Origin of the sequence: Bacteroides stercoris ATCC 43183 (genome assembly GCF_025147325.1) — a bacterium.
GTDB classification, from domain to species: Bacteria; Bacteroidota; Bacteroidia; order Bacteroidales; family Bacteroidaceae; genus Bacteroides; species Bacteroides stercoris.
In genome coordinates, this window is sequence record NZ_CP102262.1 from 112,968 (window position 1) to 128,490 (window position 15,523).

Annotated in this window: 11 protein-coding genes; 8 read left to right on the plus strand and 3 right to left on the minus strand. The window is 48.5% G+C overall.

The window, feature by feature from the left end:
* The first annotated feature begins 59 nt into the window (after positions 1–59).
* The 6 genes from NQ565_RS00380 to NQ565_RS00405 all read left to right on the plus strand — a co-directional run bounded on the left by NQ565_RS00380 (position 60) and on the right by NQ565_RS00405 (position 6,536).
* Positions 60–569: a 4Fe-4S binding protein gene (locus tag NQ565_RS00380; protein WP_005657486.1), complete on the plus strand. Its 510-nt coding sequence runs from the start codon at positions 60–62 to the stop codon at positions 567–569.
* A 29-nt stretch (positions 570–598) separates the two neighbouring features.
* Complete coding sequence (locus NQ565_RS00385; RefSeq protein ID WP_005657487.1) at positions 599–1,111, plus strand: NADH-quinone oxidoreductase subunit J family protein; 513 nt, start codon at positions 599–601, stop codon at positions 1,109–1,111.
* 5 nt (positions 1,112–1,116) lie between these two features.
* Complete coding sequence (gene nuoK / locus NQ565_RS00390; RefSeq protein ID WP_004289123.1) at positions 1,117–1,425, plus strand: NADH-quinone oxidoreductase subunit NuoK; 309 nt, start codon at positions 1,117–1,119, stop codon at positions 1,423–1,425.
* 173 nt (positions 1,426–1,598) lie between these two features.
* A complete protein-coding gene (gene nuoL / locus NQ565_RS00395; RefSeq protein ID WP_005657492.1) occupies positions 1,599–3,512 on the plus strand; it encodes an NADH-quinone oxidoreductase subunit L in 1,914 nt (637 codons plus the stop codon).
* A 70-nt stretch (positions 3,513–3,582) separates the two neighbouring features.
* A complete protein-coding gene (locus NQ565_RS00400; RefSeq protein ID WP_005657494.1) occupies positions 3,583–5,070 on the plus strand; it encodes a complex I subunit 4 family protein in 1,488 nt (495 codons plus the stop codon).
* 26 nt (positions 5,071–5,096) lie between these two features.
* Entirely contained in the window at positions 5,097–6,536 is a 1,440-nt protein-coding gene (locus NQ565_RS00405) for an NADH-quinone oxidoreductase subunit N (RefSeq protein ID WP_005657495.1), read from the plus strand.
* A 93-nt stretch (positions 6,537–6,629) separates the two neighbouring features.
* On the opposite strand, the gene NQ565_RS00410 is transcribed toward NQ565_RS00405, so the two are convergent.
* Positions 6,630–7,499: an AraC family transcriptional regulator gene (locus tag NQ565_RS00410; protein WP_074713610.1), complete on the minus strand. Its 870-nt coding sequence runs from the start codon at positions 7,497–7,499 to the stop codon at positions 6,630–6,632.
* Positions 7,500–7,980: 481 nt separating this feature from the next.
* Between NQ565_RS00410 and uxuA the strand changes: the two genes are divergently transcribed.
* Together uxuA and NQ565_RS00420 are read left to right on the plus strand one after the other, a co-directional pair.
* Complete coding sequence (uxuA, locus tag NQ565_RS00415; protein WP_005657500.1) at positions 7,981–9,168, plus strand: mannonate dehydratase; 1,188 nt, start codon at positions 7,981–7,983, stop codon at positions 9,166–9,168.
* 122 nt (positions 9,169–9,290) lie between these two features.
* Entirely contained in the window at positions 9,291–10,106 is an 816-nt protein-coding gene (locus NQ565_RS00420) for an SDR family oxidoreductase (protein WP_004289114.1), read from the plus strand.
* Positions 10,107–10,225: 119 nt separating this feature from the next.
* Here the strand turns inward: NQ565_RS00420 and NQ565_RS00425 are convergent, their stop codons facing one another.
* Positions 10,226–12,178 carry a RagB/SusD family nutrient uptake outer membrane protein gene (locus NQ565_RS00425; protein WP_005657502.1) on the minus strand — a complete coding sequence of 651 codons (1,953 nt, stop codon included), beginning with the start codon at positions 12,176–12,178 and terminating at the stop codon, positions 10,226–10,228.
* Positions 12,179–12,201: 23 nt separating this feature from the next.
* A complete protein-coding gene (locus NQ565_RS00430; protein ID WP_005657504.1) occupies positions 12,202–15,357 on the minus strand; it encodes a SusC/RagA family TonB-linked outer membrane protein in 3,156 nt (1,051 codons plus the stop codon).
* Positions 15,358–15,523: the final 166 nt, after the last annotated feature.

A 15,523-nucleotide genomic window follows, 5' to 3' on the forward strand; every position in this document is an offset into this window, starting at 1 on the left:
GCCGGCACAGCACCGGAGCAATATTTCCTTTCGGGCAACACTAAATAATAATTACAACAATGAAAGAAAAAGAACATAATTCTTACATAGGCAGCCTCATACACGGTATCACTTCCCTGCTGACGGGCATGAAAACCACCATGACCGTTTTCTGGCGGAAGAAGACTACCGAACAGTATCCGGAAAACCGGAAGACGCTGAAACTCTCCGAACGTTTCCGCGGCACGCTGACAATGCCCCACAACGAGAAGAACGAACACCATTGCGTGGCCTGCGGCTTGTGCCAGACGGCTTGTCCCAACGACACCATCAAGGTGACGAGCCAGACGATAGAAACGGAAGACGGCAAGAAAAAGAAGATATTGGCGAAGTACGAATACGACCTCGGTTCGTGCATATTCTGCCAGCTTTGCGTCAATGCCTGCCCGCACGATGCCATTACGTTCGACCAGAACTTCGAGCATGCCGTATTCGACCGCAGCAAACTGGTACTGACGCTGAACCATCCGGGCAGTCACGTAGAAGAGAAGAAGAAACCCGCCGCTCCCCAGCCTGAAGCAGCGAAGTAATCAGTCATTCATAATTAGTAATCAATAACATGGAATTTAATCTTGAAACAATAGTATTTTACTTCCTTGCGGCCTTCATCAGCGTATTCTCCATACTGACGGTAACCACCAGACGCATGGTACGTTCGGCCACATACCTGCTGTTCGTGCTTTTCGGCACGGCAGGCATCTACTTCCTGCTGGGATATACGTTCCTCGGTTCGGTACAGATTATGGTCTATGCGGGCGGTATCGTCGTGCTTTACGTCTTCTCCATTCTGCTCACCAGCGGTGAAGGCGACATGGCGGCCAAGCTGAAACGCAGCAAGTTCCTTGCCGGACTGGGCGCTACCGTGGCAGGAGCCGTCATCGTACTGTTCATAACCCTGAAACATAAGTTCATCGCCACCACAGACATCGAACCGCTCGAAGTCAACATCAAGACCATCGGCCACCACATGCTGAGCGGCGACAAATACGGTTACCTATTGCCCTTCGAGGCCGTCAGCATCCTGCTGCTGGCATGTATCGTAGGCGGATTGTTAATAGCACGTAAAAGATAAGATTTATGATACACATGGAATATTACCTGATAGTCTCGGCTATCATGTTCTTCGCCGGCATCTACGGGTTCTTTACCCGCCGCAATACGTTGGCGATACTGATTTCAATTGAGTTGATACTGAATGCTACGGACATCAACTTCGCGGTATTCAACCGTTTCCTGTTTCCCGGCGGACTGGAAGGTTACTTCTTCTCCCTGTTCTCCATTGCCATCTCGGCAGCCGAAACGGCCGTGGCCATTGCCATCATGATTAACATCTATCGCAATATCCGCAGCATACAGGTGAACAAGCTGGACGAACTCAAATGGTAGATGCCTGTGCAGGCATCCTGCATAAGCCTGTGCAGATGTCCTGCATAGCACTGTGCAGACACCCTGCATAGAGTTGTGCAGACCGCCTGCATAATGAGCCATTCAATAAAAACAAAAAGAGAGACTGAGCAGCATTTCTCAATTCTCCATTTTCAATTCTCAATTCAATAATTATGGAATATACGATTCTAATCCTTCTCCTTCCTTTGCTCTCGTTCCTTGTGTTGGGACTGGGCGGCAAATGGATGTCGCACCGCACTGCCGGACTCATCGGCACGGCTGTGCTGGGTGCAGTGGCGGTACTCTCCTACCTCACCGCAATACACTATTTCACCGCCCCGCGGCTGGCAGACGGCACATTTGCCACACTGATGCCTTACAACTGTACATGGCTGCCGTTTACGCCGACACTCAGCATTGACCTGGGCATCCTGCTCGACCCCATATCGGTGATGATGCTGATTGTCATAAGTACCGTATCGTTCATGGTACACCTCTACTCTTTCGGCTATATGAAAGGCGAACGCGGCTTCCAACGCTACTACGCTTTCCTCTCGCTGTTTACGATGTCCATGCTCGGACTGGTGGTGGCAACCAATATCTTCCAGATGTATCTGTTCTGGGAGCTGGTGGGTGTGTCTTCCTACCTGCTGATAGGCTTCTACTACACGAAACCCGCAGCAATCGCCGCCAGCAAGAAAGCGTTTATCGTGACCCGCTTTGCCGACCTGGGCTTCCTTATCGGTATCCTGGTTTACGGTTACTATGCCGGAACCTACACCTTCCAACCCAATGAAATGGCCTTGCTGAAAGGCGGCGCTGCCATGATTCCGCTGGCGCTGGGACTGATGTTCATCGGCGGAGCCGGCAAGAGCGCCATGTTCCCGCTGCACATCTGGCTGCCCGATGCCATGGAAGGTCCTACTCCGGTGAGCGCACTGATTCATGCCGCTACGATGGTGGTGGCAGGCGTATACCTGGTGGCACGCATGTTCCCGCTGTTCATCGACTATGCGCCCCACGTGCTGCACCTCGTGGCCTATGTAGGCGCATTCACCGCATTCTATGCCGCCAGCGTGGCTTGTGTGCAGAGTGACATCAAGCGTGTACTTGCCTTCTCCACCATCTCGCAGATAGGCTTTATGATGGTAGCGCTCGGCGTATGTACATCCACAGACCCGCACGAAGGCGGACTGGGTTATATGGCAGGCATGTTCCACTTGTTTACGCACGCCATGTTCAAGGCGTTGCTGTTCCTCGGTGCAGGAAGCATCATCCATGCGGTGCACAGCAACGAGATGTCCGCCATGGGCGGCCTGCGCAAATACATGCCGGTTACGCACATCACCTTCCTGATAGCCTGCCTTGCCATTGCCGGCATTCCCCCGTTCTCCGGGTTCTTCTCCAAGGACGAGATACTGACGGCCTGCTTCCGGTTCAGCCCCGTTATGGGTTGGATTATGACGGTGATTGCCGCCATGACCGCATTCTATATGTTCAGACTGTATTACGGCATTTTCTGGGGCAGTTCGGAGCCGGGGCTGAAGTCGGCAAGCGATGAAAGCCACAGCCATCAGCACACGCCTCACGAGTCGCCCCTTGCCATGACCGTTCCCCTGATGTTCCTTGCCGCAGTTACGATAGTTGCCGGATTTATTCCTTTCGGCCACTTCGTCAGCTCCAACGGCGAAGCCTATACCATCCACCTCGACTGGGGCGTGGCAGGAACAAGCATTGCCATTGCGGTTATCTCCATAGCTGTGGCCACTTTTATGTATAAAGGCGAAAAACAGCCGGTTGCCGATGCGCTTGCCCGCCGCTTCAACGGCTTGTGGACAGCAGCCTATCACCGCTTCTACATCGATGAGGTCTACCAGTTCATCACCCACCGCATCATCTTCGGCTGCATCAGCCGCCCCATTGCCTGGTGGGACCGTCATGTGGTGGACGGCTTCTTCGATTTCCTTGCCTGGGGCGCCAATGCCACCAGCGACGAGATACGCGGCCTGCAAAGCGGACGCATCCAGCAATACACCTTCGTATTCCTGCTGGGTACGCTTGCACTGATACTGCTGCTGTTGCTGTAAACGAGAAACGGAAATTGATAGTGATGTATCAACCATATAGAACAATAACAATTAATACCATATTATAAAGATGAATTTCTTATCCATATTCGTACTCATCCCCTTGCTGATGCTGTTGGGCCTCTGGCTCAGCCGTAATATCGCACAGATACGTGCGGTGATGGTAGCCGGCGCTTCGGCATTGCTCGTTGCAGCCGTCGGACTGACCGTCGTCTACCTGCAAGCCCGTCACGGCGGCGCTACGGATGAAATGCTGTTCCGTGCCGATGTAGCCTGGTATCCCGCCCTCAACATCCACTATTCCGTAGGGGTGGACGGCATCTCGGTAGCCATGCTGCTGCTCTCGGCCATTATCGTGTTTACGGGTACATTCGCTTCCTGGCGTCTGCAACCGCTGACCAAAGAATATTTCCTGTGGTTCACCCTGCTGTCGATGGGTGTGTTCGGTTTCTTTATCTCGACCGACCTGTTCACCATGTTCATGTTCTACGAGGTAGCGCTCATCCCGATGTACCTGCTGATTGGCGTATGGGGTTCGGGACGCAAGGAATACGCTGCCATGAAACTGACGCTGATGCTGATGGGCGGTTCCGCTTTCCTGCTTATCGGTATCCTCGGTATCTACTTCGGTAGCGGCGCCACCACCATGAACCTGCTGGAGATAGCCCAACTGCACAATATTCCCGTGGAGCAACAACGCATCTGGTTCCCGCTTACCTTCCTCGGTTTCGGCGTGCTGGGCGCTCTGTTCCCGTTCCATACCTGGAGCCCCGACGGTCACGCATCCGCACCTACCGCCGTCAGCATGCTGCATGCAGGCGTACTGATGAAGCTGGGCGGCTACGGCTGTTTCCGCATCGCTATGTACCTGATGCCCGAAGCCGCACAGGAGCTCGGCTGGATATTCCTCGTACTGACGGGTATCTCCGTGGTGTACGGCGCATTCTCCGCTTGCGTGCAGACCGACCTGAAGTACATCAATGCCTACTCTTCCGTATCGCACTGCGGACTGGTGCTTTTCGCCATCCTGATGATGAACCGGACGGCCTGTACGGGTGCCGTGCTGCAAATGCTTTCCCACGGATTGATGACCGCCCTGTTCTTCGCCCTTATCGGTATGATATACGGACGGACGCACACACGCGACGTACGCGAGCTTAGCGGACTGATGAAGATTATGCCTTTCCTGGCCGTATCCTATGTCATCGCCGGTCTGGCGAACCTCGGTCTGCCGGGACTCAGCGGTTTTATTGCCGAAATGACAATCTTCAACGGCGCTTTCCAGCATCCCGATACCTTCCACCGCGCATGGACCGTCATCGCTTGTACGAGTATCGTGATTACCGCAGTCTACATCCTGCGCCTTGTCGGTAAAATCCTCTACGGAACCTGTACCAACAAGCACCACCTGACATTGACCGATGCCACCTGGGACGAACGTACCGCCGTAATCATCCTCATTGCCTGCGTAGCCGGACTGGGTCTTGCTCCGCTGTGGATAAGCAACATGATTGGAGACAGCGTGCTGCCGGTAGTCAACCTATTAGCCACTCACTAAACACTAATCACTAATCACCAAATAACATGGATTACTCCCAATTTCTATTAATGAAAGAAGAGCTGTCGCTGATAGCGGTTATCGTTATCCTCTTCATAGCCGACCTCTTCATGAGTCCGGATGCGCACAAGCACGACGGCAAGCCGATGTTGAACACCATGCTGCCCGTTGCCCTGCTCATCGTCCATACGCTTATAACCATCGTTCCCGGTCCGGCAGCCGACGCTTTCGGCGGGATGTACCATAACCAACCGATACAGAGTATCGTCAAATCCATTCTCAGCGTAGGTACGCTCATCGTGTTCCTTATGGCGCATGAGTGGATGCGCCGCCCCGATGCGGCAATCAAGCAGGGCGAGTTCTATGTACTGACACTCTCCACGCTGCTGGGTATGTACTTCATGATTTCCGCCGGGCACTTCCTGATGTTCTTCATCGGACTGGAAACGGCCAGCATCCCCATGGCTGCGCTGGTGGCTTTCGATAAGTACCGCCACCACTCTGCCGAAGCAGGCGCCAAGTACATCCTTACCGCACTCTTCTCCAGCGGACTGCTGCTTTACGGCCTTTCGCTGATATACGGTACGGTAGGCACACTCTACTTTGCCGATATCCCGGCACATCTGGACGGAAGCCCGTTGCAGATTATGGCATTCGTATTCTTCTTCTCCGGCATGGGATTCAAGATTTCGCTGGTGCCTTTCCACCTGTGGACGGCCGACGTATACGAAGGTGCTCCGAGTACGGTAACCGCTTACCTGAGCGTTATCTCCAAAGGTGCGGCGGCATTCGTGCTGATGACCATCCTCTATAAGGTATTCGCACCGATGGCGGCGCAATGGCAGGAAGTGCTCTACTGGGTTATCATCGCCTCTATCACGCTCGCCAACCTCTTTGCGCTGCGTCAGGAGAATTTGAAACGGTTGATGGCGTTCTCCAGTATCTCGCAAGCCGGTTACATCATGCTGGGTGTTATCAGCGGAACGTCGCTGGGTATGACGTCGCTGGTGTACTACGTACTGATTTACCTGTTTGCCAACCTCGCCGTCTTTACCGTTATCACGATTGTAGCATTGCGCGCCGATAAGTTTACACTGGAAGATTACAACGGATTGTACACCACCAACCCTAAGCTGGCTTTCCTTATGACGCTGGCACTATTCTCGCTGGCAGGTATTCCGCCGTTCGCAGGCTTCTTCTCGAAGTTCTTCATCTTTGCGGCGGCATTCGAAAGTGGTTTTCATCTGCTGGTGTTCATTGCGTTAATCAATACGATTCTGTCGCTTTACTACTATCTGAAGATTGTAAAGGCAATGTATATCAACAAGAGCGATGAGCCTATCGCCGCTTTCCGTAGCGATAACTACACGCGTGCCGGCCTTGCCATCTGTACGCTAGGCATCGTGGCGCTGAGTATTGCCAGCGTGGTATACCAGTCCATCGACAAGTTCTCGTTCGGTATGTAACGGTCGAGATTCCGTAAAATAACTTTTACCACATCCCCCCTTCACCCTTTCGCACACTCCTGTTTATGGGAGACGAAGGGTGAAGGGGGGAAATCATTTCATTATCTGATTCCGGTACTGCGTCGGTGTCAGTCCCGTCAGTTGCTTGAAGGTGCGGTTGAAGTGCGGAATAGAGTCGAACCCGCACTCCACAGCTATCTGCGAAATCTCCATATCGCCAATGGTCAGCAGTTTGCAGGCATAACCAATGCGCATGTCCGCCACATATTGCAGGAAAGTCTTTCCCGTGGCGTCCTTGAAGAAACGGCAAAAGGCGCTGCTGTTCATATTCGCCATTTCGGCTATCTCGTCGAGCTTGAGGGAACGGGTGTAGTTGCTATTGATAAAGGAGATGATTTTATCGATACGCTTGTTTCCCGCTGTGGGAAACTTCTCATAGTAGCAAGGGCTTGCCAGCATCCTTCTTGGGACGGATACCGCCAATGCCTGCAATAAATCCAGCAAACCGGTTATCTGTCCGAATCCTTTCAGTTCGGGAAAAGCGGATACCATGTCGCGTACCGCACCGGCATCGGCCGTGTGAAAGACAACACCCCGTCTGGCCTCTTTCAGCAACACCCGTATCTGGTGAAACTGCGGATAATGGTCGAACGAGTATTGCATGAAGTTCTCCTCAAACTGAATGATAGTTCCTTGCACCCGCAACCGGGGATTATCGCCGTGATAAGCATCGTCACTCCGCATATAATGAGGCAGGCTGGGACCGAACAATACCACATCTCCTTCCGAAAAACACTCTATGCAATCGCCCACAAAGCAACGGCCGCAGCTTTTCTTCACATAGATTATTTCGTACTGGCTGTGGAAATGCCAGGGGTAAGTGAAGCGGTCGTAGTCGTAATAGCGCGCCTTTATCGGGTTGGACTCCGATATCTGGAGCTGTTCGTTTATTATCTGTCTCATAACACTGCCTGATGTTGATACGGCATCTCCCGGTTTGCCGAGCCGCATCCTATCCTTACACAAAGATAGCGAATAATAACAATAAGTCTGCGGGAAAAAAGAAAATACAAAGGGAAACGGAAAGAATACCCCGGTTGGTACGGAGCATACCAACCGGTGGCAGGAGACGTACCGAAGCGTGGTATGAACTGTACCAAAGCGTGGTACGAGCTGTACCAAACTGTGGTAGGAGCCGTACCAAAGTGCGGTACAAGGCGTACCAACCGTTGGTATTTCCCGTACCAAACGCAGGTATTATATTGGTACTTATATACTATTGATTTAAAGCTGTTTACTTCGTAGCAAAGGTTACTATCCCATTATCCTTTCAATACACGCAAATATCTGCAAACATCCTGCAAATATCCGTTTATATACAAACTGTTTTAGTGCCTACATTTGCAGTAAATAATCATTTTAAATCATTAATACAAAAAGAAGTATGGAAAAGACTTGGAGATGGTTCGGTAAGAAAGACAAAATAACGCTCGGTATGCTTCGGCAAATCGGTGTGGAAGGGATAGTTACCGCCTTGCACGATGTGCCCAACGGCGAAATCTGGACAGAAGAGGCCATCAACGATTTAAAGACATATATCGAGTCCTATGGCTTGCGCTGGTCGGTTGTGGAGAGCCTGCCCGTATGCGAGGCCATTAAATATGCCGGACCGGAACGCGAACAACTGATAGAGAACTACAAAATCAGTCTTGCCAATCTGGGCAAATGCGGTGTAAAGACCGTATGCTATAACTTCATGCCCGTTATCGACTGGATACGCACGGATTTACAACACCCCTGGGCAGACGGAACCTCATCGCTCTACTTCGACCGGGTGCGTTTTGCTTATTTCGACCTGCGCATTCTGCAACGTGAGGGAGCCGAAAAGGATTACTCCGCCGAAGAGCTGGCTAAAGTGGCCGAACTGGACAAGACCATCACCGAAACCGAAAAAGACAGCCTTGTCGATGCGATTATCGTAAAGACGCAGGGATTCGTAAACGGCAACATCAAGGAAGGCGACAAGAATCCGGTGAATATATTCAGAAATCTGCTTGCCTTGTACAAAGGTATCGACCGCGATGCGCTCCGCGAGAACATGCGGTATTTCCTTGCCGCCATCATGCCGGTGTGCGAGGAGTACGGCGTAAATATGTGCGTACATCCCGACGACCCGCCTTTCCAGGTACTGGGCTTGCCGCGTATCGTGACCAACGAAGAGGACATCGCCTGGTTCCTGAATGCAGTGGATAATCCACACAACGGACTGACGTTCTGTGCCGGCTCGCTCAGTGCGGGAGAGCATAACGACACCCGCGAACTCGCCAGGAAGTTTGCATCACGCACCCACTTTGTACATCTGCGCAGCACCGCAGCCATGCCGGGCGGCAACTTCATAGAAAGCTCCCACCTGACGGGACGCGGTCACCTCATCGACCTTATCCGCATCTTCGAGCAAGAAAACCCGAACCTGCCCATGCGTGTAGACCACGGACGGATGATGCTGGGCGATGAGAACAAGGGATATAATCCCGGCTATTCATTCCACGGCCGTATGCTGGCGCTGGCACAGGTGGAAGGCATGATGGCAGTGGTACAAGACGAAATGAAACAGAAGGAAACACAAGCATAAAATATACAATATAGATACGTGAAGCAGAAGACAATAAAGTATGAGGGGGCATACGCTTCATGCTTTATGCACGTGCTTCCCCGTATAAAAAAAGAAAAGAAAGAAAAAAGGAGACAAAGATTATGAACGAACAATTCAGTATTGCAGGTAAAGTAGCAGTTATCACCGGTGCAGGTGGTGTATTGGGTGGCAGCATTGCCAAGTGTTTTATGCAACAAGGCGCTAAAGTCGTAGCGGTAGACATCCGTCAGGAACAACTGGACAAGCGTGTAGAGGAACTGAAAACCTATGGTGAAGATGTAATCGGTATCGTCGGTAACGTGCTGGACATCGCCAGTCTTGAGAAACTTGCCGATGACATCGTTGCCAAGTGGGGACGTATCGACATTCTGCTCAACATTGCCGGCGGAAATATGCCGGGCGCAACTCTGGCTCCCGACCAGCACTTCTACGACATGGACATCTCCTGCTGGGAGAAAGTGACCAATCTGAACATGAACGGAACCGTTTACCCGTCTTTAGTGTTCAGCAAAGTGATGGCTAAGCAAGGTAAGGGCTGCATCGTCAACGTATCTTCCATGGCAGCTTACAGCGCCATCACCCGCGTTCCTGGCTATTCGGCAGCCAAGACAGCCGTTGCCAACTTCACCCAATGGCTGGCAAGCGAACTGGCACTGAAATACGGAGACGGTATCCGCGTCAATGCCATCGCCCCGGGCTTCTTCATCGGCGACCAGAACCGCGCCGTACTCATCAACCCCGACGGCTCACTGACCGACCGCAGCAAGAAAGTCTTGGCCAAAACCCCGATGAAACGCTTCGGCGACATCAACGAATTGAACGGCGCCGTACAGTTCCTGTGCAGCGATGCCGCCAGCTTCGTTACGGGTGCATTGCTTCCTATTGACGGCGGTTTCAGCGCATTCAGCGGAGTATAACCCCGTCAATCTTCGATTATTTATTTTACCGGAAAGAAACACAAAGAGAAGGCTCTCTACCCCGATTGGCAGAGAGCCTTCTTCTCTTCACTGTATTATAAACTTATAATGGATGCCGATTAATATCCGGGATTCTGTTCCGCTTTCTTTTCTTCAGGAGTTAACGCATGACCGTCCTTTTGGATAGCATCCAGGTAGGTTTGCGGAATAGGACGCAAATTATGACGTTCCTGAATATTGGGGGCAGCATCCGGATTAAATGCTTTGGCGCGTTCGACCAAAGTCAACGTCCTTGATAAATCTTGCCAACGATGAAATTCACCGCAAAGTTCACGAGAACGTTCGTTCAGTAACAGACACAGCATACGGTCATAATCCGTACTATACCCTAATTTACTGATAATAGCCTCATCTTCGGCCGGCAAGTTGTGAATATCCGTAATCTTTAAGTCTGTAGCAGATTTAATGTTTCTGTCGATATTGTTGGACTCATAATAAGAATTCTCCGCAAAATAAGAATTCACACCGTCATCCTTATATCCCAACGCTTTATCATTATAAGCAGCACCACCATCGCAATATGCGGAACGGTCTTCTCCTGCTTTATAAGCGGCACGTGCACGAAGATCATTGATATAGCCTAAAGCATCAGGATACTTGCCTTGACGAATCAACACTTCGGCTGCAATCAAATAGGTTTCACCCAAACGGGCAAGAATACCATCGCGGAAACCAACACGACTGTCTCTCGATTCACGGGAACCGTCAATATACTTATTCAACGTACAATAACGATTAGTATAATCATATAAAGCCTCATCATCTTCTGCGTTGCGGTCTTTCGGATAAGCTACAAACACTGTCGGAATTGTTTTCCCCGTCTTGTCATAAGTCACCTGATTGTTAAGCTGTACAGCATCAAAACGAGTGTCACCGGGACGGTTAATTACATACATGATACCCAAATCACCGTGTGCGTATCCGGAACCTTTTTGCGGGTTGTTCACCGCATATTTCGTTTTAAAACTTTTCCAGAAACGAGAGTCATCGACCATATCATACACATTGTACATATAATAAGTAGTTCTAAGACGTTGATACTCGCGTTCACCGGCAATATCACGTTGCATTTGCGGCAAATCTTTGTATACGGAAACATAATAGAGATGACACTGATTACCATTAGCTCCTTCCGTTGCTTTGTCAGAAGAGAACTGAGCTGCCAAAATTATTTCATCCAGTTGCTCGTTTGCACCGTTCGGCTCAGTATAATTCCACAAATCTGCATAATTCGGAGCTAAACTACGATGAGATATAACCTCTTGCGCCAAACGTAATGCTTCTTTCAAATCATCCTCTTTCGTTGCGCTGTTCCAATCATCATTTATCTCACTGGCACGCAACAAATATGCTTTGGCAAGAAAATGCGCTGCTGCATCTTTCGTCATCTTTCCTGTCATGGGAGCTGTTTCGGGCAGATACTTATAAGCGTCTTTTAAGTCACTGATCACCTGTTGCAATGTTTCTTCGGCAGTAGCGCGAGAAAATTCACGTTCCGGAGTTTCGCTCGGAGTAAGTTTCAAAGGAACTCCCCCATACTGAGATACCAGTTTCAGATAATTGAACCCGCGCAGGAAATAAGCTTCTCCCATATAAGTATTCTTATTGTCTGCTTTGTAACTATCCGGAGTAACCTTACTCAATAGCAGATTGGCATTGTTGATACCGATATACATGCCATCCCAAACTTCATACATATTGGTAGAGTTGCTGACAATCGATGACTGGAAGTTTCCATCATAATTATTCCAAGAAGCATTAGAACCGTCGCCACCTACACGAAACTCATCCGTACCATAGTTAGTAGTGGCACATGCCCACTCTTTTGCAAAATGGAAACGTAAATTGTAGTAAAGACTGACTTCCAAACGGTCGATACCTTCTTGAGTATCGAAGAAGTCTGTATTCTGCTGAGTAGTCAACTCCTCATCCAAAAAATCACTGCAAGAAGTCATCGGACCTACCAAAGTCAAGGCTAACAAGCCAAATGTTATTTTTTTATGTAGTTTCATAATCGTAATACTTTTAATGACATTTAAAATCCAACATTCAAACCAATTGTGAATCCACGATTCCAAGTAGAAGTAAATGCTTGCGAAGCATCCAATTCCAAGAAATCAATATTAGAGAAAATTCGTCCCGGATTCTTGGCTTGTACATAAACCTTTAAATTAGATAAATTCCACTTCTTGATGAGCGTCTGCGGGAAAGTGTAACCCAAAGATATGTTACGTACTTTCAGGAATGAACCGTTCTTATAACCTACAATACGATAGTAAGGGTCTCCACCGCCAATATTGTAAATAGGTTTCTGATATTCTGCATTCTTGTTGTTTTCGTTATAATAATTTATCTTACGCTGCATATAACGTCCACCCTGCCATTCACCGCCGGTATCTACCATATAATCGAAGCGTCCGTACATCATAACAGAGAGGTCGAAATTCTTGTAAGTAAACGTATTCGTCATACCAAAAGTCCAACGGGGACGAGTATGTCCTATGATTACACGATCGTCATTCGGGTCGATTTTATAATCACCATTTTGGTCTATAGGACGTACCATACCAGCTTGGAATGAATGCCCTTTGGCATTGAACTTAGCCATTTCGGCAGCGTCTTCTTCTTTCCAAAGTCCGCCACACTCGTAGCCGTAAATTACCCCCAACGCCTGTCCTATAAACCAATTATTATTTATATCGTCCTCTTTACCATTTGCCAATTCATCAATTTTGTCTTTCTGCCATGCAGCATTAATACTGGTAGACCATTCAAAATCACGTGTTTTGACGTTAACGGTATTCAACGTTATATCCACACCTATATTGGATGTTTTACCTACATTGGCATACGTATTAGTATAACCATTCAATGAAGGAATTGTCATTGCCATCAACAAATCAGTAGTACGTGAAGTATAGAAATCAAGAACTCCCGAAATTCGTCCGTTTAATACCGAGTAGTCAAGACCGATGTTATACTGCGTGGTCTTTTCCCAAGACAAATTCTTATTGGCCATTGCCACAGCTCCATCTTTAATCAATGGTTCCGAAGCGGCATAACCGGGAGCAAGCGCAGAACCGAACGGATAATAGAGCGAAACTATAGCACCCTTCGTCTGATAAGGGTCGATAGCCGAATTACCGGTAACACCAACACCCAAACGGAATTTCAACTGGTTTAACCAAGTAACATCTTTCAGAAACTCTTCCTGATCAAGACGCCAACCCAAAGCCGCACTGGGGAAGAAAGCCCACTTATTGCCTTCTGCAAGCTGTGAAGCACCATCCCAACGACCGGAAACTGTCAATAAGTACTTATTATTATAGTCATAGTTCACACGGAACATATAAGAAAGGAGCTGTTTCTCAATCAGTCCGCTATTCCACTCATCCAGCAAAGAGACATTTTCTTTTGATAACGCATTCCATTTCGCACTTTCCAAAGGAATACCTTCTGCCGCCATAGAGGATTCTTCGTAGTGATACCCTGTAGCACTTTGCAATAAAGTAAGTCCCACTGAATGTTTTCCAAATTCTTTGTCATAGTAAATCAAGTTATCCAACGTCCAGGAAAAGTCAGACTGGTTAGACAAGGAAGCGCGATTCTTACCTTCACTGCTAATTGACTCTTCATTACGGAATGTACCGTTTCTATAATAACGGAAATCCGGTCCGAAATTAAAACGATATCTAAGGCCTTTTAAAGGAGCGTAAATTTCACCTAAATCCAATTGAGCATACAAACTACCGATAGCACGGAACATACGACGTTCATTCTGACTGTTGTTCCATTCATTCATTACATTCTTTACTTTATCATCACCACCGGGATATTCAATACGGTTGCCATCCTCATCATAAGGTGAAGCATAAGGGAACAAACTGGTAGATGCTGCATATAAGTTAGAAGGCATACCCTTTATCAACTGACCGACAGAACTTGCAGACGAACCATATTGCTGTTCACTAAACGTACCATTAACATTCAATCCTAAATTAAACCATTTAGTAGGCTTCAAATCTAAACTCAGTTTTGTAGTATAACGAGTATAAGACTGCCCTTTCACCGTACCCTCATTATCCAAATAACCGATAGACGCATAACCTTTCATCTTGTCCGTACCTCCACTGGCACTCAACGTGTGTTCATGGGTAACTCCAGTCTGCGTAACCATATCACACCAATCCGTATTAGGCACGCGAGAGCCGTCCCAAGTACCACCTGCCCAGCCTTTTTCAATGTTTTTCCAAGCCGTAGGGTCTGTAGCACCTAAAAAGATCTCATAATCGTTCTCTTTAGTGGGCTGGTCTCCTCGAGGATATTTGGAAGGATTCAGATAGTAATAAGACCAACGACGCCAATCGATATACTCTGCAGAGTTCATCATTTCGGAATAGTCCTGCAGGTTTTCGATAGTAACCGTACCGGAGTAGTTCAAAGACATCTTACCCTCCTTACCGGATTTGGTAGTAACCAGAATAACGCCATTAGCACCACGAGAACCGTAAATAGCCGTAGCAGAGGCGTCTTTCAATACATCAATAGACTCAATGTCCTGCGGATTCAAAGTTTCAATACCGCTATTGGACATCAAAGGAATACCATCCACTACATACAGCGGAGTATTGCTGGCACTCAAAGAGCGCACACCGCGTACGTTAATCGTTCCCACTTCGCCCGGGCGCTCATTGCTGACAATGTCTACACCAGCTGCCTTGCCCTGCATAGCTTCAAAGGCGTTGGCTACCGGACGTGAATTCAGTTCCTCGGAACCTACGCGAATCATGGCACCGGTAACGTCCGATTTCTTCTGAACACCATAGCCTACTACCACTACTTCATCCAGCATTTCATTGTCTTCTACAAGCACCACTTTAAGATTGGCCTTGTTCTTAGCGGAGATTTCCTGAGTCTTGTAGCCGATATAACTAATCTGGATAACTCCCGCTTCAGGCACATCATTCAGTGTGAACTTACCGTCGATGTCAGTGATAATTCCGTTCGTTGTCCCTTTGACAAGAACACTGGCACCGATGATGGATTCACCGTTTCCGTCTACCACAAGTCCTGTGATTGTTTTGTTTTGCGCGAATGCGCATAAGGTTGCTGCAAAAGCAAAGAGCACAAACAGCACCTGACGCTTGAGTATACTCATAAAATATACTCCTTCTTTCTTCCTGCTTCTCATAGAATAATCTTGGTTTACAATTAGTTTAAATTAGCGTTTTCGAACACAGTGTTTTACTGCAACAAAAATATAAATCTTAAAAACACTATAGAATAACTATTTTGATATAAAACATCCTTTTTTTGCTATAAATGAGTAACAACTCCTTAATACAAACGAAAATAGA

What these genes read in the sequence shown, in the direction of transcription:
- NQ565_RS00425 (WP_005657502.1), bottom strand. Translation starts at nt 12,178, where the DNA reads ATGAAACTACATAAAAAAATAACATTTGGCTTGTTAGCCTTGACTTTG.
- NQ565_RS00380 (WP_005657486.1), top strand. Translation starts at nt 60, where the DNA reads ATGAAAGAAAAAGAACATAATTCTTACATAGGCAGCCTCATACACGGT.
- NQ565_RS00385 (WP_005657487.1), top strand. Translation starts at nt 599, where the DNA reads ATGGAATTTAATCTTGAAACAATAGTATTTTACTTCCTTGCGGCCTTC.
- NQ565_RS00430 (WP_005657504.1), bottom strand. Translation starts at nt 15,357, where the DNA reads ATGAGAAGCAGGAAGAAAGAAGGAGTATATTTTATGAGTATACTCAAG.
- NQ565_RS00400 (WP_005657494.1), top strand. Translation starts at nt 3,583, where the DNA reads ATGAATTTCTTATCCATATTCGTACTCATCCCCTTGCTGATGCTGTTG.
- NQ565_RS00420 (WP_004289114.1), top strand. Translation starts at nt 9,291, where the DNA reads ATGAACGAACAATTCAGTATTGCAGGTAAAGTAGCAGTTATCACCGGT.
- NQ565_RS00405 (WP_005657495.1), top strand. Translation starts at nt 5,097, where the DNA reads ATGGATTACTCCCAATTTCTATTAATGAAAGAAGAGCTGTCGCTGATA.
- NQ565_RS00410 (WP_074713610.1), bottom strand. Translation starts at nt 7,499, where the DNA reads ATGAGACAGATAATAAACGAACAGCTCCAGATATCGGAGTCCAACCCG.
- nuoL (WP_005657492.1), top strand. Translation starts at nt 1,599, where the DNA reads ATGGAATATACGATTCTAATCCTTCTCCTTCCTTTGCTCTCGTTCCTT.
- nuoK (WP_004289123.1), top strand. Translation starts at nt 1,117, where the DNA reads ATGATACACATGGAATATTACCTGATAGTCTCGGCTATCATGTTCTTC.
- uxuA (WP_005657500.1), top strand. Translation starts at nt 7,981, where the DNA reads ATGGAAAAGACTTGGAGATGGTTCGGTAAGAAAGACAAAATAACGCTC.